This is a genomic window from Bradyrhizobium sp. S3.2.6 (genome assembly GCF_040546885.1).
GTDB classification, from domain to species: domain Bacteria; phylum Pseudomonadota; class Alphaproteobacteria; order Rhizobiales; family Xanthobacteraceae; genus Bradyrhizobium; species Bradyrhizobium cytisi.
In genome coordinates this window covers 1-23,971 of sequence record NZ_JBEPOS010000003.1, presented here as the reverse complement: position 1 = coordinate 23,971, position 23,971 = coordinate 1, and the positions used below count along the sequence as shown (strand labels likewise).

At 60.2% G+C, this 23,971-nt stretch carries 20 protein-coding genes and 1 pseudogene; 7 read left to right on the top strand and 14 right to left on the bottom strand.

Going from position 1 to position 23,971, the window contains the following annotated elements; translation table 11 throughout:
• Positions 1-21: 21 nt before the first annotated feature.
• The 3 genes from ABID58_RS07855 to ABID58_RS07845 all read right to left on the bottom strand — a co-directional run bounded on the left by ABID58_RS07855 (position 22) and on the right by ABID58_RS07845 (position 3,226).
• Positions 22-1,032, bottom strand: coding sequence for a DUF3616 domain-containing protein (locus ABID58_RS07855; RefSeq protein WP_354032214.1), 1,011 nt, complete (start codon positions 1,030-1,032; stop codon positions 22-24).
• Between the two features lie 135 nt (positions 1,033-1,167).
• Entirely contained in the window at positions 1,168-1,521 is a 354-nt protein-coding gene (locus tag ABID58_RS07850) for a hypothetical protein (RefSeq protein ID WP_354032213.1), read from the bottom strand.
• On the bottom strand, positions 1,421-3,226 hold the full coding sequence (locus tag ABID58_RS07845) for a phospholipase D-like domain-containing protein (protein WP_354032212.1): 1,806 nt from the start codon (positions 3,224-3,226) through the stop codon (positions 1,421-1,423). The genes ABID58_RS07850 and ABID58_RS07845 overlap by 101 nt, the downstream gene beginning before the upstream one ends.
• Before the next feature lie 572 nt (positions 3,227-3,798).
• Here ABID58_RS07845 and ABID58_RS07840 point away from each other — a divergent pair.
• The 3 genes from ABID58_RS07840 to ABID58_RS07830 all read left to right on the top strand — a co-directional run bounded on the left by ABID58_RS07840 (position 3,799) and on the right by ABID58_RS07830 (position 8,642).
• Entirely contained in the window at positions 3,799-5,871 is a 2,073-nt protein-coding gene (locus tag ABID58_RS07840; protein ID WP_354032211.1) for a DNA/RNA non-specific endonuclease, read from the top strand.
• A 105-nt stretch (positions 5,872-5,976) separates the two neighbouring features.
• A complete protein-coding gene (locus tag ABID58_RS07835; protein WP_354032210.1) occupies positions 5,977-7,071 on the top strand; it encodes a trypsin-like peptidase domain-containing protein in 1,095 nt (364 codons plus the stop codon).
• Positions 7,072-7,091: 20 nt separating this feature from the next.
• Positions 7,092-8,642 (top strand): trypsin-like serine peptidase, encoded by a 1,551-nt coding sequence (locus tag ABID58_RS07830; protein ID WP_354032209.1) that lies wholly within the window; start codon positions 7,092-7,094, stop codon positions 8,640-8,642.
• A 405-nt stretch (positions 8,643-9,047) separates the two neighbouring features.
• Here ABID58_RS07830 and ABID58_RS07825 read toward each other — a convergent pair whose 3' ends face one another.
• The 9 genes from ABID58_RS07825 to ABID58_RS07785 are packed head-to-tail and all read right to left on the bottom strand — an operon-like array spanning position 9,048 to position 16,564.
• On the bottom strand, positions 9,048-9,803 hold the full coding sequence (locus ABID58_RS07825) for an HAD family hydrolase (RefSeq protein ID WP_354032208.1): 756 nt from the start codon (positions 9,801-9,803) through the stop codon (positions 9,048-9,050).
• 3 nt (positions 9,804-9,806) lie between these two features.
• Positions 9,807-10,586 (bottom strand): Pycsar system effector family protein, encoded by a 780-nt coding sequence (locus ABID58_RS07820; protein WP_354032207.1) that lies wholly within the window; start codon positions 10,584-10,586, stop codon positions 9,807-9,809.
• Between the two features lie 6 nt (positions 10,587-10,592).
• Positions 10,593-11,321, bottom strand: a complete 729-nt coding sequence (gene queC / locus ABID58_RS07815) for a 7-cyano-7-deazaguanine synthase QueC (protein WP_354032206.1) — start codon at positions 11,319-11,321, stop codon at positions 10,593-10,595.
• Positions 11,322-11,335: 14 nt separating this feature from the next.
• Positions 11,336-11,698, bottom strand: a complete 363-nt coding sequence (gene queD, locus ABID58_RS07810) for a 6-carboxytetrahydropterin synthase QueD (RefSeq protein WP_354032205.1) — start codon at positions 11,696-11,698, stop codon at positions 11,336-11,338.
• Positions 11,695-12,330: a 7-carboxy-7-deazaguanine synthase gene (gene queE / locus ABID58_RS07805; protein WP_354032204.1), complete on the bottom strand. Its 636-nt coding sequence runs from the start codon at positions 12,328-12,330 to the stop codon at positions 11,695-11,697. The genes queD and queE overlap by 4 nt, the downstream gene beginning before the upstream one ends.
• Positions 12,331-12,343: 13 nt before the next feature.
• A complete protein-coding gene (dbpB, locus tag ABID58_RS07800; RefSeq protein WP_354032203.1) occupies positions 12,344-13,381 on the bottom strand; it encodes a DGQHR domain-containing protein DpdB in 1,038 nt (345 codons plus the stop codon).
• The gene (dpdA, locus tag ABID58_RS07795; protein WP_354032202.1) at positions 13,378-14,661 is read right to left on the bottom strand and encodes a tRNA-guanine transglycosylase DpdA; all 1,284 of its coding nucleotides are present in this window, start codon (positions 14,659-14,661) and stop codon (positions 13,378-13,380) included. The genes dbpB (ABID58_RS07800) and dpdA overlap by 4 nt, the downstream gene beginning before the upstream one ends.
• On the bottom strand, positions 14,658-15,776 hold the full coding sequence (gene dbpB / locus ABID58_RS07790; protein WP_354032201.1) for a DGQHR domain-containing protein DpdB: 1,119 nt from the start codon (positions 15,774-15,776) through the stop codon (positions 14,658-14,660). Before dbpB (ABID58_RS07790) ends, dpdA begins: the two co-directional genes overlap by 4 nt.
• Positions 15,773-16,564, bottom strand: coding sequence for a hypothetical protein (locus ABID58_RS07785; protein ID WP_354032200.1), 792 nt, complete (start codon positions 16,562-16,564; stop codon positions 15,773-15,775). Before ABID58_RS07785 ends, dbpB (ABID58_RS07790) begins: the two co-directional genes overlap by 4 nt.
• 415 nt (positions 16,565-16,979) lie before the next feature.
• Here ABID58_RS07785 and ABID58_RS07780 point away from each other — a divergent pair, with 415 nt between their 5' ends.
• The 4 genes from ABID58_RS07780 (at position 16,980) to ABID58_RS07765 (ending at position 22,896) form a co-directional block, all read left to right on the top strand.
• Positions 16,980-19,373 carry a UvrD-helicase domain-containing protein gene (locus ABID58_RS07780; protein WP_354032199.1) on the top strand — a complete coding sequence of 798 codons (2,394 nt, stop codon included), beginning with the start codon at positions 16,980-16,982 and terminating at the stop codon, positions 19,371-19,373.
• A 7-nt stretch (positions 19,374-19,380) separates the two neighbouring features.
• A complete protein-coding gene (locus ABID58_RS07775) occupies positions 19,381-20,577 on the top strand; it encodes a PD-(D/E)XK nuclease family protein (protein WP_354032198.1) in 1,197 nt (398 codons plus the stop codon).
• Positions 20,578-20,808: 231 nt separating this feature from the next.
• Positions 20,809-21,702: an HNH endonuclease gene (locus tag ABID58_RS07770; protein ID WP_354032197.1), complete on the top strand. Its 894-nt coding sequence runs from the start codon at positions 20,809-20,811 to the stop codon at positions 21,700-21,702.
• 3 nt (positions 21,703-21,705) lie between these two features.
• The gene (locus tag ABID58_RS07765; RefSeq protein ID WP_354032196.1) at positions 21,706-22,896 is read left to right on the top strand and encodes a DGQHR domain-containing protein; all 1,191 of its coding nucleotides are present in this window, start codon (positions 21,706-21,708) and stop codon (positions 22,894-22,896) included.
• 95 nt (positions 22,897-22,991) lie between these two features.
• On the opposite strand, the pseudogene ABID58_RS07760 reads toward ABID58_RS07765, so the two are convergent.
• Together ABID58_RS07760 and ABID58_RS07755 are read right to left on the bottom strand one after the other, a co-directional pair.
• A pseudogene (locus ABID58_RS07760) lies at positions 22,992-23,078 on the bottom strand (Y-family DNA polymerase); the annotation flags it as partial.
• A gap of 49 nt (positions 23,079-23,127) precedes the next feature.
• Positions 23,128-23,835 carry an SOS response-associated peptidase gene (locus ABID58_RS07755; protein ID WP_354032548.1) on the bottom strand — a complete coding sequence of 236 codons (708 nt, stop codon included), beginning with the start codon at positions 23,833-23,835 and terminating at the stop codon, positions 23,128-23,130.
• Positions 23,836-23,971 lie beyond the last annotated feature (136 nt).

The window sequence follows — 23,971 nt, the reverse complement described above, 5'->3', positions numbered from 1 at the left end:
TTTCACTGTGAAGCGGCGGCATTACGGGGCCTCGATCTCAACCGGCGTCGGCGCGCCCTCCTTTTCACTGTCGAAGAGGATCAGGACGCGCAGTCCGGATGGGGTTCGGTCCAGCGGCAGGAGACCCTCGGGCTTCCGCTCGGGATCGAAGGAAGACAGTTCGGCGAGCATCCGGACATTCTCGCTTTCTCCGTCCCAGGCGTAGACCGCGTACGCCCCGGGTCCGTTCTCGACAGGCCCCGCGAGAATAAGAATGCCACTCTCAAACGCCGCGAGGTCGCGCACGCCGCGGCCGTCTCCCAAAGGCAGCCGGAAAACCTGGTGGGTCGTTCCTGATCCGCCGAACAGGGTATCGATACGGACCGACAGAACGACGGCGCGGTTGCCGTCCAGAACCGGGCCGCGAAATCCGGCCAGCAGCACGAGATCATCCTTGATCGCGACGCCTTCGATCGTCAGACCATTGTTTTCTAGCCGCTGGTCCATGAAAGGAGCAAGCAGAGGCTCCGCCGTGATGATATCTCTCAGCCTCGGCGTGCGCTCGATCTCCGAAGCAGTGCCGTCTTCGCCCGTGGCGCGGAAGCGGACGATCTGGCTGCTTGCGGAGATACGCGCCTTGATTTCTTCAGCGCTTAGCTTGCCCTTCTTGTCCCGCGGATGCCCGTGCGAGCCCATCACGTAATAGCGGCCGCCGGCAAAGGCAACGCCTTCGCCGTCAAGCTCAAGCGCCTCGCCCTCGAATTTGTCGCCAATCAGATTGACCGTGCTGCCCGCAACGAGTTCTCCGTCGGTAACGGTGACGAATTGCGCGTCCTGCACGTTATCATCGATGACAAGGCAAGAACGCGGAAACCCCTGCGCGGCCGCGCAGGCGATGCCGCTGACATCCTTGGCCTTGCCGCCGTCCTTTCCGAGCAGCTTGTGTTTGACCGGCCAGGCGTCTCCGCTGTCGCTGAAAGCAGGCAGCATCCACCCGGCCGCGACAAGGCCGAGAAGCAAAGCGCAGGTCCTGTTCATTCTGGCAAAGGTCATCAGCGCGTTGTTCTCGACTGGCGGCGGCTCACGCAGAAACACAGACGGTGGTTGCCATTAATGCTGAGAAGAGACCACTTTCCGTTGGTGGACTCCGTCAATCCTGCGTACAGGGTCTACCCTTTGCTTTCGCCGTCACCCTCGCTTCTTGCTGGCCGCTTTCTTGTTGGCGGTTTTCTTCTTTTTTACGGCTTTCTTCTTTTTGACCGCCTTCTTCTTTTTTACGGTCTTCTTCTTCACAGCCTTCTTCGATTTTTTCTTCACGGCTTTTTTCTCCACCGCTTTAGCGACCGTTTTTTTCTTCTTGGGGACGCCTTCTACCTCCGCCGCCTTCTTGGCGTCCCTGCGCGCCTTTGCCGCGGCGCGCTTGTCCTTGGCGCGCTGCTCTTCATTGTCGAATACATCGGGGTCGCGCGCCGCCTGGGGCGCCCAGGTCAGATTGCGGTCCGCGAAAAAAAATGAGCCTGCGGATGCACTTGAAATTTTCATCCTGAAAGAAAGGCGCAATCCACAGCGCGCCGGTGTCCAGGATGGCCGCTTTTCTCTTCGCTTCCTCCTCATCCTCATGATTCATCGCCGCGCGGTTGGCTGTCATCCGGAAAAAGAAGTGACGGAAGATGCGGTCGAACTCCGTCATGTAGATATCGGCGACGCGGGTGTCGCCCCGTATGAAGAGCATGTTCTCGTCGTTCGCTGTGAGTGAAGCGCCTGAAAAATTGGCCGAGCCCGTGCATACGAGCGGGTCATCCGACAGCGGATCGATCAGGAGGAATTTCGTGTGAACGAAGAATACGAACCCTTTGCCGTCCTTGCGCGCCAATTCCTCGTCGACGAACCATTTTTCGAGCGGGAAATTCGGAATGGGAACGAGTTTCGTTCCGCCCGCGCCCTTCTCTTTTTTAAATGAAGTCTTCGTGACCTTCCCGAGCACCGATCCGTTCGACATGATGAGACGGCCGCGGCTGTCCCGCTCGGCCTTGCGCGCGTCCGCTGTCGCGGGCTTTTCGAGCAGCACGAAACGCATGGAATCCTGCTGTTTGCCAAGCGAGCGAAGAAGGATGGGATCGACGGTAAAGGCCGCGGTGAACATCGATGAGGTCCGCGCGTCCTCGATCCGCTTCCCGTACCAGTCGAGAAGATTGTCGGCGATACGCGGAGAGAAGAATGCCGTCACGGGCTCCTCCGGCACGACATTCGGCGGATTTGGCGTGAGGCGTATCGCGGCTTCACGCGCCGGTATTCCGGCCGGATTCTCCGACAAGTCCTTCCAGTATTCAAAATATTTGTTCGGAATCGCAGAGGCGTCGCTGCTGCCGTCGGTGACGACGTGCCCGACATTGGTCTGCCCGAGAAAGCCGGAGGGGGTGAAGTTTACTGACCCCGTCCAGACCGCTTTTGGACGCTCGTTTTTATCCAGCCAAACCATGAACTTGTTATGCGGCGTTTGCGGCCGTGTCCGTTCGATCAAATTTGAGCGCGGAAGATCGACTTCGTCGATCGCGCCGTCATTCGCGCTGGTCTTGTGGTAGATAATTTTAGCGTCTACGCCGCGGCCGATGGCCGCCTTGAGCGCGTTCAGCAAAGGTAGGTATGTGAACTCGTAAGCGACGACGCGAAGCATCTCTCCGCGCGGGACGCCGTTGATATAATCGACGCAGGCTTCCTCAAGTCCCCGCGAGAGCCATTGCGACGTTTCTTCGGTCACCCGGTTTTTGTCGTCGACCTGGTTATACATTTCCTCGGTCAGTTCGCGGTTTTGGAATTGGACCGAGTAGGCGCGGCTTGCAACCACGCCGCGATTGAACCAGATGCCGTGCTTGCCGTCGTTTTCTTTTTCGGTTGTAACCTGGACGGTGACTTTGTGTCTTGGATCGAGCGCCCCGGGCTCGCCGTACATCGCCATGATCGTATATTCGTATTCGGTATCGGGCTTGGCTTCGTAGTCGGACCAGAGAAAGCTCTGGATCGGATGTTGAAGCGTCGAGTATTTGGCTCCCTGCACGGGATTTGGAACGAGAATCTCGAAATACTTGGTGCCGGTCAGCCAATGGGTCTGTCCCCCGCTTGAGACCTGAAACGCAAACCCCCTGAGGCCGTCACGATCCGCGGGGGCGATGTCGATCGCCATTAGCACCACGCGCGTGCCGGCAATAACGCTCACGCGCAACGGCCCGTCGGCTTCCTGCTTCCTCATCTGTGCCCCTCAATCCCGCTTGATTGATGCAACTTTACCGTGGATTCCTCAGTCGAGCCGGGTGTTCAATCGGCGTCTCCGGGGTTGATGCGTCCGGACTGTTTCCCATCTCGCTCAAGGCTCAAAAAAACGGGACGATGCTGCCGCCAGATACATGAAGACCCATGACCTTGAGCGCGCAGATCCACTGCAGTTTCAGTTTCTCTTGGCCACAGACCAATCCGGAGAGTTCCCAATCGTGGAAATATCCATTGTGGTTCAATGGCGGATTTGGCGGCAAGTAAACTGGCAAACCCATTGTTTTTTGGGAGTTATCACCGTTCCGCTAGGGAGCGCCACGTTCCGCTAGGGAGCGCCACGTCGGACTTTTCTGCAATCTCGAATCGGCACGGCAACTCTTGCGAGCCTGATCCCCAGACACTTGAACAGCCTCGCTTCGACAAATGAGCTCAGACCGCATGAAATGAATATGGAGCATTCCGAACGCTGGACAATATTCTAGCTAAGATAGATGATCGATAAAATAAACGCAAGGCGCGGTTGTCGATGCTTTAATCATTGGAAGCGGGACTATGACTGACTTCAAAAGGACCGACACCAAGCAGTTACTTGAACGTCTACGCCGCTTTAACCAGTCGATACGGGAGAACGATCCCAAGCTCGCTGCGGAAAGCATGGACAAGATGCCGGAGCAGGAGCTTGCTCTAGAGCTGCCGGAGGAAGAGGTCAGGCTCGCGGTCGAGGCGGAAAGCATAGCGATGCGTCAAGATCGACCGGTCCTGGCAATCAAGAACAACACGACGGACCTGGACATTCGCGATCCGGCCGAGCGCGAGACGTGGTTCGAGCGCTTGCGCGCGGCCAAGCCCTTGCTTGACGCCGCGATCCCTGCGGTGGGCCGGATCAACCTGATCCGCGGCGAAATGAGCTGGGTTGGTACGGGGTGGCTGGTCAGAGACGGTGTCATCGTGACAAATCGTCATGTGGCATTGAAGTTCGCGCTACGGCGTGGGGAGGGGTTTTCGTTCAGAATGGGGCTGGGCGGTCCCATGGCCGGGGCGGTGGATTTTCTGGAGGAAGTCGACAGCAACAATGAGCTGATCTTCAACCTCGTGAGGCCTCTTCATATCGCGGATACGTCCGGCCCGGACGTTGCGTTTTTCGAAGTCGCGTTGGTCTCGGGGAATTCGAAGCTCGCAAAGCCGATCGTGCTCGCATCGCATATCGCTCCGAGCGCTAATGTCTCCACGATCGGCTATCCGGCCTTTGATAGCCGGATTCCCGAACCCGAGTTGATGCAGCGGATCTACGGCGACGTCTATAACAAGAAGCGGCTGGCACCTGGCGCGGTCACGCGTGTCGAGACCAACCGGATTTGGCACAATTGTACGACACTCGGAGGAAATTCCGGTTCCGTCGTGATCGCCAATGAACAGGAGGGCGAGGCACTCGGACTTCATTTCGGCGGCGCCTTTCTGAGTTCGAACTATGCGGTGCGGGCGGACGTGGTGAAGCAGCTGCTCGAGGATGTGCTGTCCGGCCGCGCGGCGAGGCGGCGGCGCCCCGCGACTCCCGAAAGCGGGGTGACGGCGACGTCCAAGCTCAGCCCGGCAAACGCCGTGCCGCTGCGGCCATTTTCGACGACCTTGAGCATTCCGCTCACCGTCAAGGTTTCGATCGAGCTTGACCACACGCGGTCGGCGCAGCCAAGGCCGAGCTTTGCGCCATCAAGCGTGCCGGATGCGTCTGATGACGAGGCCGACGAGTTCGAGGCGACTGCCGAAGACTTCCGCGACCGAGCTGGTTATGAACCGGATTTCCTCGGCGATGGCGAGTTCGACGTCGCGCTTCCGGCCGTGGTCCGGAATGCCGCAGATGTTCTGCGATTTGAGTTTGACGGAAAGACCGAGACCGAGCTGCGCTACGAGCATTTCTCCGTGTTGATGAGCAAGAGCCGGCGCATGTGCATTGTCAGTGCCTGCAACATCGACGGAAATCAGTCCAGGCGAACCGGACGAGGCAGTTGGAAATTTGACCCGCGCATTCCGAAGCCGCAACAGATTAAGAATGAGTGCTACGGAGATCCGCCCAAATTCAGTCGTGGCCACATGACCCGGCGTGAAGACCCGGCATGGGGCACGCCGGCCACCGCCAGCCGTGGCAACAGCGATTCGATGCATGTGACGAACGCGACGCCGCAGATGCAGGCCTTCAACGCTCCGATATGGCTGGCGCTTGAGGATTTCGCCCTGCAGCACGCGCGCGAAGACGCGATGAAGATTTCTGTCTTTACCGGCCCGTACTTCGCGTCCGACGATCCCGAAAGGGACGGCGTTCGCATTCCCGTGGCCTTTTGGAAGGTCATTGCCTTCATTCATGATCAAACCGGCAGGCTATGCGCGACCGGTTACGAGATGAGCCAGCAGCAGAATCTGCCGCCGGAGGAGGAGTTTGTCTTTGGGCAGTTCGTGTCGCCTCAGTTGAATGTCGCAACGCAAGTGCCCATTCGATCGATCGAGGCGCGTAGCGGGATCAGCTTCGGATCCCTGGCTGCTTTGGATCCACTGGCCAATACGGAGGAGACCGTCGGCGAAGGCGAAGCTCACAAACCCCTGCTGTCATTCGATCAGATCAGATTCACGTAATCCGGGATCTGCCGAGAAGAGGAGGCTGGATCGGATCCATTCGGATGGTGATCTGATCTTGCCGTCAACACGCAAGCGCGGAAGATCGAGATGCCCTATTTCACAATGGACAAGATTTACGAGATTCATGGGTCGGTCATCAAGTTTGGTCTTTCCGGTCGACGAGACGATCTGCTGGCCGGCTTGAGCCTGGCATTCATCGCCGAGCTCGACGAAGCCGGGGCCCCCAGCGAGCAACTGTTCAAGGATTTGACCGAGTTGAACGTCACCGATCCCCTCGATGAGGAGATTCCGTTCGAACGATGGTTGCGAAACGCGGAATTTATGGTGCTTCAGCCGGCTAGGAAGGCCTATTTTCGCGATCTCGCCGATCAGGTCGCAGCAAGGCGGACGCTCTCGGATCCGGTACAAACGTTAAAGGAAGCGATCCCCGAACGCATCCTGTTCACGAGCGACATGGTTGGCTTCGGCTTTCTCAGCGGTGCCATGCATGTCGGACAGGGGACGGCGCGCCTGAAGGTCCCGCTGCATGAGGACGGCGAGCCGAAGATGTATTTGTCGGGCAAGCCTATGGAGGCGTTCGGGACCGGCTGGCTGATCAGCTCGCGGCACGTGATCACCAACTGTCACGTCATCCGCGCGCGAGCCAAGGGGGCACCAAAGCCCGAAGCGAAGGATATTGACCTGCAGGCGCGACGGGCGACCGTCCTGTTCGACTATGATGCCGAGGGGCTGGACGGATCGGTCGCCGCGGTCGGCTCACTTGGTGCGGTCGACGAGAAGCTCGACTACGCGATCCTCGAGTTGAAGGAAGATTCCAAGCGCCGACCTCTGCCGTTGTGGGCCGGGCCGCTGGCGCTTCCTGAAAACGGCCGTCTGGCGGTCAATATCATTCAGCATCCCAACGGCGGCGTAAAACAGATGGCGATGCGCAACAACCTCGCCGTGCTCTTGAACGATCGCGATCTCGCCTACTTTACCGACACGGACGGCGGGTCGTCGGGGTCGGCCGTGTGCAATGATGGCTGGGAAGTGCTAGCGCTTCACAAGTCGAGCGATCCCAGCCTGGGCACATTCGAGTATCAGGGAAAGAAGACATCCTGGGTCAATACGGGGACGCGCATCGATCTCATCATCGACGATCTGAAGCAGAACCACGCGGAGTGCTGGGCGGAAATCGAGAAGGCCAGGAAGAAATGAGGCGAGGGGCACAATAAGCTATGGCGATCATCCTACCTCCGCCCCGTGCCGCCGAAGCCGGGCCTGGGGCAATCTCCGAGCTCGAGACCATCGTTCTGGCGAGCCTGCGTCCCGCGTTTCCGATCGAGGGTGAGATGATCAAGCCGGGCCTCGACAACCCGATTTGGTCCGAGCCGCTCGCTGGGGCCGCGGACGTTTTGGCGCGTGCTGTGCGAGCCACAGCCCGGCTGGAAAGCTCAGACAAGGACCTGGAGTTCATCGGAACCGCGTTTGCCGTCGCGCCAAGGCTCGCAGCGGTGACGGGCCACATTGCGCAGCTGATGCTGCAGAAGAAGGAAACGTCCTATTGGTTGAACTTCGCGTCCGACGGCGCGCACGGAGATCCGGCAGTTGGCGTCAAAGTAAGACTTATCCATCCCTATTTCGACTTTGCCCTGCTGGAAATGGAACGCCCCGTCGCCGAGGACAATATCCTGTCCTTTTCGGCAAGGATGCCAGGCGTAAAGGAGAAGATTGCGCTGATCGGCTATCCCGCGAAGGATCCGCGTAGTGATCCGGAGTCCCTCGCCGCGGTGTTTGGCAATAATTTCGGAAAGAAGCTCCTGATGCCCGGCTGTATTGTGGACGGGCCCATGACGGCAAAAACCGCCGGCATCGATGTCCCGGCGCTTCCGCATGACGCCTCGTGTGTTAGTGGAACCTCTGGAGCTCCGGTTGTCCAATTGTCGACCGGCCTCGTTGTCGGCGTTCATTATGCCGGTTGGTTTCTGCAGCAAAATTTTGCGATCCCGGCGTGGGAACTGGCGCGCGATCCGCTCATGCTGTTGAGCGGGCTTCGGTTCGTCGGCGCCGAGACGAACCCGTATTGGATGCCGCTCTGGAAGGAGAAGGTGACGATCCTGCATGTCGACGTCGAGGCCGCCCAAGCCGAACAGCCCGGCGCGGCCCAAGCTCCGCCGAAGAAGAAACACGCCTATCTCCTGAAGGCGGTGCAGATCAACGAGATCCACGCGCTGATGGTGGGAGCGGGGTTCGGCTCGAAGATCGAGATCAAGACGCTGTTTGGCGCACTGCCAGTCGAAATTCACGCCGAGTTGCCGAATGCATCGACCGAGTCTGCCCGATTGCTGGAGTGTCTCAACGATCTCAACCAGCGGCTGGAGTTGCTGGACCGCGAGGACCACACGTCGCTTTACGTCGTCATCAGTTCGGCAAGGACGGTCAGCACGAAGCTGAAAGGCGCTCTGGACGGATATCTGGCCGCCCTGCAGGCGGAGGAGAACAAGCTGAAGCAGGCGCAGGGCCTTGCTTCGATTGCCACGCCGAAGTCCGCCAGTTTCAGGCACGTCGCGAACGCCATCAGCAAGATTGGCGGCAAGCCCGTGGAGTTCGAGGGGTGGACGCGTGGGGAGTTGACCGCCAAGGTGGGCGAGACCCGGATGACGTTTCAGAATGCGGCTGAGGGCTTGCAGATGCTCCGCGGTATTGCCGTCGGGAACAGCTTGCGCCCGTTCGCCATCGAAGAGAGAGACGACAAATTCATATTGCGCGCGGAGGACCTTCTAGCATGACGAGCTGTAATTGCCCCAACCCGCCAGGCGGCGTTGTCAACTGCCCCGACGATCACATTGCCATTTGCCGAGTGGTCGACGGGCAGGCGATGAGCGAGTGCATCCCGCCTGAGGCTGGCCTTAGCGATGAGGCCCAAGCTGTCCGCATTGTTGAAATTGTGACTCGCCGGCCCGTATTGGGGCCGCTTACCCCTACCGAGCGCGCGATACTTGCTTCGGGCACTTACGTAAGCCCGGACGGTTCCATGAATGTGACTTTCAAGGTGCCACCAGTGAAGAGCGCGGGCGGTGGCGCAACCATGGTGGCTTCCTAAGCGGCGCCGACCACTACTTGGTGTCAGAAGGTTGCGCAGATCATAACGATGCTCGGCGTCGGAAAATTGTGGCCGTCACCCGTCACGACGGTCAAGTCGAGTGCCTGATCCGCGCCGCGGCCAAGATTTCTGGCACGATCGCATCGAAACGGTCAATCCGGGTCGTTTCGCTCGAATCGAGTTCTGAAGCCCAGTACGGAGCAAACCCGCCGGGAAAATAGAATGTCGAGAAGCCCGCGGCGACCGCCACCACGATATCGCGGTCCATCTGGTCGCCGACCATGAAGCATCGTCCGGGACCGGCCTTCCGCTTGAGATTGGCGTAGGCCTCATGCGTCTTCCGGACCGAAATGATCTCGTCGATCAGACCGTCGAGCTGATGTTCGGTCGCGAACTTTCGGCAACGCTCGGCTCGTTCCTCAGTCACGATCATGACCGGAATCCGCGCCCGCGTTACGGCGAGGAGACCTTCGCGAACGCCTTTCCGCAGAGGCGGAAGCCGACGTATGGCGTCCAAAAACCGCGACTGAGCGGGTTCGAACGCGTTCGTGGGCGCGAGGTTTGGTGCGGTGACTCGCGCGACTGCACCTTCGACCCTCTCTCCCTCAAGCACCAGTGCCAGTCCCTGCGCAAGCAATGCGGGCGGATACCTCAGGTGATCCGGGTGCTCTGTCGCAATTCTCTGATCGATGGTGCGCAGGAAAGCCAACCCCTGGTCTTCGTCTTCCGGCGCAGTGCGGCCAGTGAGTTTTTCGACTTCGCGCAGCATCTCCAATTGAGCCGCTGCGAACACGGTATCCGTGTCCCAGAGCGTATTGTCGGCGTCCGTGAAGAGATGGGCCTTCAACGCTCATCCTTTCGATTTGGTGGCCGGTGGGTTCACCACGGGTGCGGCGGGTGAGGTGACGGGCGCCGACACACGGGCCGCAGCGGTGGCGTTCGAAGTTTTCACCAGGACTACGTTGGCGCCGGTCAGGGTGAAGAAGACCACAAGCACCCACATCGCGGCCTGCAGCGCGGCGACACCCGGACTTAGCAGGCGGAGCTTGTCCGCCACTTTTTCCGCGATGAGGTAGGATTCTGCGATATAGCACTTAGCGTAGTATGCCTTCAGATCGTCTCCCTTGTTGGTGCCGAGACCGATGAACGCTTCTCCCCAGGTCGGAGCGGTGACGTCCAGGATACCTTTATAGAAGAGCATCGACGTCGGCCGATCGGCCTTCGACCCGGATGTCCAAGACTTAGGTATGTTGAATCGCGGCTTGACCGCGCTGAGGATGATCAACACGGAAATGGTTACCAGTAGGACGTAGGCGAAGAACGCGGCATAGGTCGTTATGGTCAGTGCCGAAAGACGATCCGTGTCGAACGCGCCAAACCCCGGCCAAGGATAGTCGGTCGCGAACCTGGTGAAGACGGCGGCGACCGCGGCGCTCAAGAACGCTGCGATCGTCAGAAGGCGCGAAGCCTTGCCGTCCTCGTATTCGGTTAGCGCCTTCACCTCGGCGAGACTGGCTTTCGCACCATCGTGCACGCGATCGAGCGCGTCCGTCGGAATCGACCACCCGTCGAGCTTGACCAGGAGTTCTCCGAAGCCAGTGTCGCTGGGACGTTTGCCCTTGCCGAACATGTCGAATCACCTGCTGTACGGCTCAACTGCCTCGCTCATATATCGTCGCCATCCGTCACGCCGCAACCCGCAGGCGTCGCATTTATCGCAGCCGAAGCCCCATTCGTGGCGCTTGCTTCGATCCCCCAGGTAGCAGGTGTGAGTGGCATCGACGATCAGATCGACGAATGCCCGACCTCCCAGCGCCTCCGCAAGCTTCCACGTCGCTGCCTTGTCGATCCACATGAGCGGCGTCTCGAGCACCAGACGCGCCTCCATTCCTAAGTTGATGGCGACCTGGAGCGCCTTCACCGTATCGTCCCTGCAATCGGGATAACCCGAGAAATCGGTCTCGCAGACGCCCGTCACCACGTGTTTGATGCCGCGCTGATGCGCAACGATCGACGCGAAGGTCAGGAAGACCAGATTGCGGCCTGGGACGAACGTGGCTGGGAGGCCGTCGGGTCTCTTCGAAAGCGGCAGATCCGCGGTCAAGGCGCTGGTGCTCACCTGACCGAGGACTGTCAGGTCGATGACGTGATCGCGCCCGAGCCCCGCCTCCCAGCGTCCGTCGATGCCCGCGACGCCGGACCGGACCGCCTCGCGGCAATCCATCTCGATCGCGTGGCGCTGGCCGTACCCAAATCCAATCGTCTCAACGTGATCGTAGTGCGACAGCGCCCATGCGAGGCAGGTCGTGGAATCCTGGCCCCCTGAGAAGAGGACGATTGCGGATTGGCTCATCTCGATCTCCATTACGGGTGTCGAAGTCAGCGATCGGGTCCGTCGTATTCCGCCCAACAATCGGTCGTTTCGTAGACTCTCACGCTGGAGAGTTGCGCCAAGCGGGGTTTCGTTCTGTCCCAGATCCAGATGGCGATGTTTTCCGCCGTGGGATTTTCCAGTCCCGGGACTTCGTTAAGGCAATGGTGATCGAGCGACTTGAGGAGCGCACCGAACGCTTCCTCGATGTCGAAGAAGTCGACCACGAATCCGGTATGCGGATCGACCGGCCCGTTCAAAACGACCTCGATGCGGTAGGAATGACCATGCATCCGATGGCAGCGATGGGTCTGTGGGACGTTTGGAAGCCGGTGCGCGGCCTCGAACCTGAATGCCTGGGATATCTTCATCTGATGCCGAGATGTTTGTGGGTCTGGACGCTGAGGCGCCATTGCGGATGAGCAAGGCAATAGGCAACGGCTTGCCGCGTGTGGTCGACCACGTCGGCACCGTCCATTGGCTGAAGCAGGAAATGGTCGAAGTCCAAACAATCGAACCTCTCCGGCGGGGCTTCCGGCTGCGGATAGACGAGTTTGAGTTCGTGGCCGCGCGTGATCGCCAGTTCGGCGATCGACTTGGGGCTGACGCAGATCCAATCGATGCCTGCCGGTGCGGCCAAGGTGCCGTTCGTCTCGATCGCGATGCGGAAGCCGAGATCGTGGAGTGCACGTACGAGATCGTCGTCGACTTGCAGTAGCGGTTCTCCGCCCGTCAATACGCATAGACGGTTTGTCTCGCCGCCCGCCCATTCGGACGAGATCGCGTCGGCAAGGCTTCGCGCATCGCGGTACCGCCCACCCTTGGTGCCGTCCGTGCCCGCGAAATCTGTATCGCAGAAGCGACAGACCGCTTGGTGCCTGTCCTGCTCGCGCCCCGACCAGAGATTGCAGCCGGCGAAACGGCAGAATATCGCGGGACGTCCGGCCTGCATTCCCTCGCCCTGCAACGTCAGGAAGATTTCCTTTACCGCGTACGAGGCCATATCCAGATCGTCCTCAATTGGCGCGTCGGATGAGCCGCACGAGATGGTGCGACACTAAGCGATAATCGGCCTTGGTGTTCTGAAGTGCGTGCCAAGGGCGTTTTTCGGCACCGAAATTCCACTCGCCGCTGGACCAGTGCGTCTTGCCGACCAGACACTTCAGTCCGTTTTCGAACTGTCGTTGCGACTTCGCCTTCTTGTTGATGGCGAGTTCGTCCAATACATAACCTAGGGAGATCAGCCCGACGCCATGCACCAGACGCGACGTCTTCGGCGTGTGATCCTTCCAGTCCTTCGCAAATGCGTGTTGCACGGCCCCGAAGAAGTTGCTGACGAGTTCCACGCCTTGCGACATCAAATCTCCGTTGCTTTCAAAGTTGCGAAGTGCGCCTTGCTGAAGAGAGTTCATCAGGACTCTCTGCAGTAGCGTGTCCTTGATGATGCCTTCGGGATGGGTCTGCTGGTTGATCTGACCTCGAAGCGACGAATCCGGATCGTAGTTGAGACGTTCGGTCAGCAAGGCGGCTCCGGAGCGATCGGATAGACGGTGGGGCAGACCGTCCAATCCAGGCAGCAGTTCATAGATCAGCGGTTTCGCGATCGGTCGGGTGTTGTTGACCAGGATGAACTGACGGTTGAGTTCGGCCATGTCGTCGCAGAGGAACGACGAGATGAGAAACTCGAACTTCCGTTCCGGCAGACTTAGCGCCGCGCACAGGCGCTGTTGGCCGTCGACTACCCAACCTGGTGGACCGTCGGAGATGTCGACCACGAAGCCGCCGTCGCGGGTGGCCAAAGCTCCTTTGGCGAAAGCGAGGACGATCGCGTTTGGCAGCATTGCATCATCCTGCCCGAGATAGTCGCTGATCTCCCGGATGTGGGCAGCGATCTGCGGTCGCTGGAAACCGCTGAGTCGGCCCTTCGCGTCGCGGCCAATCCGCTCGATGCGGGCGATCTGCATTATCTCCTGCGGAGTCGCGGAAAAGCAGATTACCCTGGGGCCTTTGCCTTGGCGCGGAGAAATTGTCGGCTCAAATCGTACTTTCGTCATCGTTCTTTTTCAACTCGTTGGCTGTCCGCCGTCAGGTGCGCGTAGAAGACATGCAGGTTGTGGATACCACGTCGTTTATTTCGGTTGGACGAACGGAAAATCAGCGCTTCCACTCCGGCGTCGCGGCACACGCGACATCGGCAACTTTCCCAGGGCCGGTCGCCCAAGGTCTTCAGATACGCCGTTCGCAATTCGGTGAGCCTCGCCTCGTTGCGGGCGTCCGTCGCGCGCTCGTCCCAAAGGGCATATCGGCCGTATTCGATGACGGCGTCCACCGCTGGCTCGACCTTCATCCTTCTCGATGCGAACTTGCGGACGCTCTCGAGCGCTCGGCTTTCGAGCCGGAGAAGGTTTTCCTGGTCCAGACGGCCTCTGCGGGCATTTCTGAGGAGCTTGTCGTTGTCGATAGCCTGCGGAATTCGAACCGCGGTGTAGTAGGAAAGTTCACCGCCCTTCCCCATTGAGTAGTAGTTGCGCTTGCCGTCCTTGAAGGCGCGCAGCAATGGCGAGGTCGTGTCGAAACTCGCGACGCCGTATTTCCTGATCGCTCCGAGATGCTCGGTCTTTCCGAAGCCGAGAAGGTGCAGTTTGACTCTTTTCGGCAGCGATTCCCGGATCGTCGCCAGCGCCTTCTCGATCTGTTCGATGCGCAACGGCACCATGCCGCCGACGGCGAGATAAGCGTATCCCATCCCGGCGAGCGCGGTCGCGCAGTCGGCCATGCTTCGCGCCGACCAACCTTGGATGACGCCAACCGGAGTGAACTTCCTGCCGAGCGCCTTGGATGCCGGCAGGAAGCCGCGCGCATTCTCTATCGTGATGTCAACGCGCCTCTTCGCCTCGCCCGAAGGCTTGGCACCATCCTCGAGAAAATCGAACACGAGATGATCGATCGAGCAGCCGTGCGTGAAGCCGCCGTCCTCATAGAATTCGAGGGTATCGTCGATCGTGTAGGGCGGATCCTTCCGGTCTCGATAGGTGAATGCGCCGTTGTCCCCCATAACCATGCTTCCGGGATATTTCGAGAGCGGATAACGGAGAAATTCCCGTGCTCCCTCCCTTCGGAAGCGCATCGCCTGTGCCTCCGAATACTTGCCCGTGACGGTGGCACCGCCCACGATCGCGCGAGACACCAGCAGGCCGTCGTAGGGTGGCTGATCGAGATGTTCGTGAGGAAAGTCGTCGTCGGCGTGCGCGCGACGACGTTTGGCCCCACGGTCGGCGACGAAGTCGAACCCGGGATCCACGAAATCGAGACTATCGGAATACAGGAACTTCATGCGGCAGAAGCCCTGGAGACGTCGCGCTCGAGTTGGATGAGGTAGTTCGAGAGTAGACGTTGATCCTTGTTCGTCGATTGAAGGTCGTTCCAATCCCGGTCCAACGCTTCCCATCGCCCTTCCGTCCACCTGCAGTAGGGTGCGATGCGCGTCAGGATGGACTTGGCGGCGACGTAATCTCCACCGAAGTTTCCGGGTCGCGTCATGACCTGATCCATGAGGATTCCCATGGCCGTCAATCCGACGGAGTGCATCAGGCGGCTCCGATCGGGCGGCAACGCCCAAGCCTGGGGGAAGACGTCCTTCACCGCGGCCCAGAATGAAACGAGCAGCCTATACATCGAATCGGTGTCGGCCGTGCCGTCCGTGTCGACATGCGCGGCGAGAGCTCCGCGTGGATCCTGCAAGCTCCTTCTTATGAGATTGATAAGCGTCGAGTCGTTGACGACGGCCGAGTGGTATGCGTGCGACGGCCTCTTCACCAGTTGATGGAAGGGCGAACCGGGGGTGTCCGCGAGCGCCGCACAAAGGAGGCTCGGAAGGCGACGGGTGGACAAGTCGCGGGGAAGCACGGTGCCGACGGTCGGCAGGAGTTCGTCGATCAGGCGCTTGTCGAGCGGACGAGCTTTGTTTACGAGAATGAACTGCTCGCGATGGACCGTGATGTCGCTGGAGACAAAGGCGACGACGGGCACGTACAGGTCGGGAACGCCGGATCCCGCCAAGGCGAGCGCCCGCTGCTGACCATCGACGATCCAGGCCGATTTCCGTCCGGCGCGAACCGGAATAGAGAGGACCCCTACCTCGCTCGCACTGTCAACGGATGCGTTCTTGGTGCCCCGCTTCTGCAAGAACTTCGCATCGGCCGCGATGGCGAGGATGATGGCATTCGGAAATAGAACGTCGCCGCCGGACAGATAGTCCGCGATCGCCTTTACGTGCGCCTTGATTTCCGGACGCTGGAATCCTTCGATCTCAGAACCGGCGGAATGCTTGAGGCGGGCGATATCAGCCAACTCTAGGATATGCGCTCCGCGAATGAAGAAGGAGAATAGCTCCTTGTCGCTCTGACGCATCTTCACGGCATGGACGTTGACCGATGGAACGGGTCTCATGTGACCCCCCGTTTTACGTCGTTGAATATCTTGGCGAAGCGCGATTGCTCGCAGGACACTTGCGCGACGTCTCTCAGATGACGGAGTACGCGCGTCGACGCGCCGCCAAGCTTCGGAATGAGATCGGCGACGAGCGCCCGGATCTCGTCGTCCGGAAGCCGGCGCTGCTTCCGCGACGGGCGCTGCGTCACGACGGGAGCCAGCCTGTCTGCGACCGCCTGCCTGTCTGCCTCCAGGGTTCCGGCGCTCGCTGGCACGATATGAGTGACGTAATCGAGCAGAGCGCGCTGCGGAAAATCGACGCGGGTGCCGGGCCGGCCAAGCAGATCGAGCCGCTTGTCGTAGGGCAATACGAATGGTCGCAGCGCTTCGTCGAGGTGCCCCGCGAGCGATAGTCCGAAGATCCTGAGTTCGAGTCCGTCGATGCGCGAGATAGCGATGAGATCGCGTTCGACCATGTCGGCGTAACCCCTCGAAAGACACACCAGAATACTGGCGCGTCCTCGAGCGTCCCGGAGAGGGTCCGAAGAGAACGGTCCCTTCTTCACGGCGCTCCACCACCGGGCCGCATCGACGCCGTCGGTGATCTTGGACACGATCGAACCCGGTCCGGTCGGCCTTATCGTGAGGTCGTACCCCGGTATCGGCGTTCCGCCCGCGACGTAACCCAGGCCGGCGGAAAGTATGGCCAAGTCGGCGCAGCCCGCGGTCGACGCCTCGACGGCTATACGGAACGCCCGCCCCTTGTAGAGCGAAGAAGCTGGCATCAGAGCCGTCTCGCGCCGCAATTTCGCAATCCACGCCGCTGCGGTGTCGGAAAGCTTCCCGCGACGGAGCGTTTCGGCCGACAATGGCCGACGACAGCGCTTGCCGGCCGAACACGTAGTGACCACCAGTGTGGGTTTCCGCGGGGATTTCGCGGCGGACCTCTTCGAAACTGTCGCCCCCTTCGCGCCCAATGCCCACTCCTTACTGCGGTCGCCCGCAGGAACGTAAGTCCCACGAATCCTTGGGTTTGCTGTCGATGCCTTGCTTAGCTAATTGTGGTACGCGCGTCCATCGGCAATTTTCCGTTTGCAGTTTCCCCCCGCAATTTTTCGAGTTCTCCTGCAGTTTTCCGAGCGCATAAATACCTGACGGACAAGGACAACTTCGGATTGATTCGGCTATATTCTCGGTTCCAAGAATCGGGGGAAATTGCACTTGGAAGTCGGGGATTTCGTCGAACTGATCGCGCGTGTTCTGGGAGAGCGGCGGCGCCCGAACCAGGAGCAGCGAGCCTGCATAGTGGACGACGGGACGTCTCCGCTGCTGATCGTGGCTGGTCCCGGTTCGGGAAAGACCACCGTGCTGGTGCTGCGGGCCCTTCGCCACGTCGTGGTCGACAGGATCGCTCCCGAGAACATCATGATCACGACCTTCACGAGGAAGGCCGCGAAGGAGATCCGCACCCGCCTGATCGAGTGGGGTATCCCGCTCCTTGAAGCCGCGGCCGGGGATCCCCGCGCCGATACCGGCCTGCGGGACTTCCTGCGCGAGGTCGATATCAACAGGTTCGTGACGGGCACGCTCGACAGCATCTGCGAGGAGGCGTTGTCGGAGGCGCGAGGGCCGGCGGAGCGGCCACCCGTCGTCGTCGAAGCCTTCGTCGCCAATCAGATTCTCGCACGGCGCGGTGAGGTCTACGAGGCGTTCCGGACCATGCAGTCCGAGTTTCAGGATTATCTCGGGAAATACTCTAGTTCGGGCGACCCGCCGAACACGATCGGGGACATGACGCGCGTCGTCAGGACGCTCGTCGATCGCTTCGTGCAGGACGAGGTGGACGCGCGCGGTTACGTGGCGCGAGGGCCGGACCTGAATGCCCGGCGCGCCGTCGCCGAGATATTCCGGAAATACCGCGAATACCTGCAGTCGACCAATCAGATGGACTTCCCGACGCTCGAACGCGTCTTCCTCGAACGGATCCGGGGCGCCAACCCGCCTGGCCTCGTCGGCAGTCTCCGGGCCATGCTGGTGGACGAATACCAGGACACGAATCCCCTGCAGGAGCGGATCTATCTCGAGCTTGCGGCCCGATCAGGCTCCTCCCTTACGGTCGTCGGCGACGACGATCAGTCGTTGTATCGCTTCCGGGGAGCGACTATCGAGCTGTTCAGGGACTTCTGCACACGCGCCGGGCAGGCCATTCCGAATACTACGCCTCGCATGCTCTATCTGATCCAGAACTACCGCTCGACGCCCGAGATCGTCGCCTTCTTCAACAGCTTCGTCCAGAACGATCCGGATTTTGCCGGCGCCAGGATTCAGCCGCCCAAGCCCCGTATCGTCGCCAACAGGCCGTCAGAGAATGTGCCGGTCCTGGGCATGTTCCGCGACGACGCGGCTACGCTCGCCACGGACCTGGCCGATCTTTTGCAGGCGATCTTCCGCGGCGGCGGTCGGCCCGCGGACGCGCAGTTGGCCGAGGCGATCAGGGCCGCGCCGAACGGGGGCGACCTGGGAGACGCGGTCTTCATCGCCCACACCGTGAACGAGTATCGGCGCGCGTTCATGGGAAATCCGGCATCGGAGCGGTTACCGTTCCGCCTTCGCGGTGAACTGGAGAGCCGCGGGATGTTCTGTTTCAACCCGCGCGGGCGGGCGTTGAAAGACATTGACGAAGTCCAGCGAATGCTCGGCCTCTCCCTCGAAGCGATCGACCCGTCCGATCAAGCGAACCCCAACGGCCGAATCGTCGGCGCGATGCTGATCACGAATTCCGCGAAGGGCGTGATGCTCAGCTGGCGCAACGCCGCACGGGCGTTCTTCGCCACGAATCCGCGCGCCGCGATCCAGGGCGGCGACAGCCTGCGTCGCGTGATGCAGCGTTGGCAAGAGCGGTTTTCGACCGGCACGCGTGAAGCCACGGAATGGCCGGTGCTCGACATTCTCTACAGCTTCCTGCCTTGGATGCCCTCGTTTCAGGACGATCCCGAGCATCAGGTCTATCTGGAAGCCGTCTCTCGGGCCGCGGCCCAGGCCGCCACGTTCTCCCCCTACCGTTCGCTCGTCTTGATCGCTGAGCCTCATCGGACGCGCAGCATCGAGTCCACCATCCGCGACATCCTCGTTCCGATCGCCGACGATCTGGTGGAGGTGGACGAAGACATCATGGCAAGCGTTCCGCGGGATCGCCTGAACATCATGACGATCCATCAGGCGAAAGGACTCGAATATCCGCTGGTCATCGTCGACGTCGCGTCCGACTTCAAGACCAATCACCGCACCCAGCGCTTCCGCAGGTTTCCGGATTCTCCCTCCTCGGTCACGGAGATGGAAGACGATCTGGCGCGCTGCACCCCGATCGGCGGCCTGCGCACGGCGAGGACCGCCATCCAGCGCAGCTTCGAAGATCTGATACGCCTGTACTATGTGGCATACAGCAGGCCGCAAAGCGTTCTTCTGCTGGTGGGATGTCTGCCGTGCCTCCGCTACAATACGACGATCAAGAACGTCGCTACTTTCTGGCCGCGTGACGGCGACTGGGCGTGGCGTCGGCCCGTGCGCGGTAACGCACCGCCAATGGCGAACAACATTCCTCTCACGTTGATTTGAGGCGAGCATGGAGCTTCCAATCAAGCCGCCGGACCGCGTCGTGCCGGAGTACAGCCTGACCGGAGACCTTCTCTCCTACCGGCGCTGTGCCATGCAGTATCGCTACTACAACGGCAGTGCGCTGCCACCGTCCCGCCCGGTCCAGATGTGGTACGGCGAGTTCATCCACGGCGTCCTGGAAGGTGCGTTCGGGATGTGGCGGGCGGACCCGGGCCGCTATCCCTTTCCCTGGCCGTCTACTCCGATTCCGGAGGCTGGTGCGCCCGCGCCGCCGCCAGCCGGACTGGCTGCGAACGATCTTCGCGTGATCGGTTGGCCGATCGAGCAGGCATTGGCCTACGAAGGCAAGCGGGCGCGAAGCCGCCGCGCGCGCGTCTCCGCCTATCGCCGCGCCGAAGCAGCGGTCAATATGCTGGGGCCGCACCTGTTCCCGCTGATCGCCGATGCCGAGCAGAAGGTGATCGGCACGCGCCCGCTTCCTCGCCCAGTAGAGGGGACGATGCTCAGATCCGAGCGATACGCACTCCACGGCGTCATCGACGTGCTGACGAACGTTGAATTGGCGAATGTCGGCGCAGGAAACATCATCCGGGAAGCCGTAAGGGCGGCGTGTCCCGATCTGCAGGGGACGTTCGAAGTCATTGTCGACTACAAAGGGTCCCACAGGCCTGAAACGGACAAAGACTATTGGCAACTCGGCGAATGGCAGGTCCAGACTTACGCCTGGCTGCGCCAACGGCAGCAGTTGGGCTATCCGGTCGCTGCCGGGATACTCATCTACGTCAACGAGCTTGCGCCCGGCTCGGACGACATCCGAAAGATGAAGGCGGCGATCCAGAATGGAAAGACGGATGTCGCTCCGACACGCGGCGATCCTGACTACTATGCATTGAATACGTGGACGGGAGGGCCTGCCCCCCGCCTGAGCGCCGCCTTCCGTTACAGGCGCGCTATTAGGATCATCCCCGTCACCCAACAGAGCATCGACAACGCCACAACGCAGTTCGACCGAATCGTCGCCGAAATCGAGGGGCGCGTCCGGGACGAGGAGATCAGGGGAAGCATCCGGAACACTTGGCCGCCGAATTGCAACGAGCCCGAGACCTGCATCGCCTGCGACTTCAGACATTTCTGTCCGAATCCGGCGGGAACGCGGGAGCAACTCGCAACGGCCGAAGCCGCCGGTGACGACGATGACGTTTAGCGCCCCGCGCCAGAACAAGGTTTCGGGACTCTCGACAGCAACGAGGTCGTCCAGTCCGGGCCGTCCGTTCGAGCGGAACGAACGGACGGTCAATTCCGCACGTCGCGCTCCAGGGGCGGCAGCCGGATCGAGTCTTACTCAATTTGCGCCCTCGCTGGAGATGGAGGACCAATTGACGTCGCAGACCAAACGGCCAATCTTGTCGTCCGGAAATTCAGTAGAGCTCGCCGCATGAGCGAAGAATGGACCGCCATCCGGCGGAAGTTCTATCCCACCCTCGATCGACGGTATCCGGTGCAAGACGAGGCAGCGGCCGACCAGGTCGCGGACGTCGGGCTGCTGATCGGTCTGATCTATGATAACGTGAGCGTAGAGACGTCCATCCTGAAGGATGCGGAGGTCGAGCGCGACGTTAGGTTACGCACGACGCATCATATCGTCGGTCGGATCATTAGACTCGGCGTCTTCTTGGCAAAACGGAACGAAGCCGTCGGTGAGTTCGAGGACGAGTACAGGCGCCAATTGGAGAATCTTCTCGACGTCGACGCAGGGCTTTTCGAACGGATATTCAGATTGGGTCGACGAGTCTCGGAATTCGTCGCCAAGAAAAAGGGCAAGGTCAGCAAAGGCAATCGGACGCGCATCCTTAAAATGGCGAGGACGCATTCGCACAATTGCCGCTTCTGCGGTACCTCGCTCACGCGGGACGATGCGGCCGAAAACGCCCTCGAGATCGAGCATCTGATCGCCCAGGCGTTCGGCGGTTCGAGTCATCGCAGTAACATCACCGTCGCCTGCAACCGTTGCAACAAGATCAAGGAGGATCGACTATCCTTCGTCGACGTCTACCATGAACACTTCTGCGTGGTGAGCGACAACAAGGAGAAAGTTTCTCAGAAGCTCGGACCCCACATCGTCTTCGCGCTTCTCATGAAGCAGGATGGAAAGTGCTTCCATTGCGACAGGTACTTCTACTTGATCGCGCCCGATAAGATCGTGCTGACCCGTCGCGAGGAAGACGACTACTACCACTTCCGGAATTGCTACGTAGCGTGCGAGCCGTGCGCGGAACGCATCGGGATCGACGGAATAGAGATCGGCGTTCCACTTCCAGCAAGGAATTGATCTATGTTTCAATATCGGGGCTTTCTCGTACGCCAGACTCCCAAGACGCCTCTGCAATTCGTGTGTCTTGTCGGGCCGGCCAAAGAGATCGTCCAGTGGACGCATGCCGACAGCATCGAGATAGATCGGGGCGGGATTCAGCGCGAATTGACGCAGGCGCGGTGGAAACAAATCCGCAAGTTCTTCACGGCTAAAGACGAAAACGTGATTCCGAGCAGCGTCATTATCGCTTTCGATCCCGAGGTCCAGTCGGTGCAATCGCTGGCCGACCTCAAGGAAGATCAAAAGGCATACTGTCTGGAGCATCTAGACGACAAGGGTCTTGTCCGCATCAGCTTCGGAAAGGGCGTGCTGGAAAGCTCGTACACCATCGACGGGCAGCACCGCCTCAAGGGCATGTCCGAACTCGACTTCGACGTCGACGTGCCGGTCTCCCTGTTCGTGAGCGCGCCGGCGCTCGAAAGAGCCTTCCAGTTCATCACAATCAACAATAAGGCCAACAAGGTCCCCACCGACAACATTAAGGCTTGCATCGCGAATTTCGATGCGATCGAAGCCGATCTCAAATCGCGCCTCACGACCGCCTCGATCAGGGTAGGTCAATTCGCTTCTACGATCGACGTCTTCAACGAGAACAAGGATAGTCCGTTCTACAAATGCGTGGACTGGGTCAACAATCGCTCCAAGGATGCTCTGAGGATCGTGGCGCCACAGGCGATCGAAAATTCCGTGAAGGTGCTCGAAAAGACCTTTAGGGACTATCCGGATCAAGATGACGACACCGTCGTGGACATAATGTTCACGATCTGGACAACCATCAAAAAGCAATACGGGATAACCCTCGCCAGCATTGATCAGTTCAAGAATTTGTTCAAGAAACCGACGATACAGGCGATCACGGAGCACATCGCCAACTCGATCGAACAGCGGGTGGTGAACACCTCCGAGCAGATCGACATCAGCAATTCCACGTTCATCGAAGAGGTGACGAAAGGCTACATCGCTAAGATTCCCGAAGAGTTCTGGAAGGCCGAATGGGCCCTCAAGGGCCTCGACACGCAGGCGGGACGGAAGATCATTCTCAAGGACATCGCGAATATAAAGAAGTCCTTCAATCTATCGCAGGGGGCGTCGGGTGCTGAATGGAGAAACAATCTAGAGCTCTACAGGGAGGATGGAAGCGAAGAAGACTGAAACGCCTAGATTTGGATCGGCGTGGCCCCGAGCGAGACTCTTTGCTGAACTGACCGCGCGAGGCGCGCAACATCAACGCCGTGCTCGCGGGATCATCCGACGGCGACCGGCTTCCCGCGGAGATCCGGATTGTCCCGCTGCTCGACGGACGCATAGAAGGCGTCCATGTCGATGTGGATGATCTTACGCTGGCGGCCGGGGAAGCTGCCTGGTGGTCATCGTCCTCGATGGTCACGTCGGTAGCCCGGCCGTGTCTTCCTTGACGCCGCGGGCGACGATCCGGAGCGTTCCGTCGGCAAGCGGCCGCTGCAGCTTCAGCGCCTCGTCCAGAGGGGCTGTCATCCAGGTATCGACTTCTTCCGGCGTCGTCAGGATCACAGGCATCGCCTTGGGGTGGATGGCGTGGACCTCGGCGTTTGGCTCGGTCGTGAGGAACGCGTAGAGGTCGTTGGTGGTCTCGCCCTCCTTGACCTTCCGGACAGACGTCCAGTTGGTCCAGATGCCGGCGAAGCAGGCGAGGGGACGGCTCTCATCAAGCGCGAACCAGATATCGCCGCCCTCTGCCTTGTTGAACTCGCTGAAGGAGTTGAACGGCACCACACATCGGTTTTCGGGTCCCAGCCATCTCGTCCAGTGTTTGCTTTTGACATTCCGGATATTGGTCGTCCCGCCATCCGGCTCCATTCTGAGCAATTCCTTGAAGTCGACTGGCTTGCCCTTGGCCTGCTGCTTTTCGGCTCTTTTCTTGGTGGCGTCCATCAACGCCTTCGATGACGATGGCATGCCCCACCGCGCAGTGGTGAGTTCGCGGCCCTCGGCCCCGTTGCGCGCGATCGGTGCCTTGTAATCGGGAAAAACCCCGGGCATCGGCGCCAGATTGCCGACGTATCGGTTCACGACGCGGAACAACGCGCTGATCGCGGCTTGGTTGGTCGTGATCGAGTAGAGATTATGCCGACGTCGGCATAACGTCTACTATGCCGACCTCGGGATTATGCCGACCATTGGCTCTGAACGGGCTCTGGCGGCGGCGATTGCTGCGTTAGAGTCGGCATAATCCGATTGGTCTCACAGC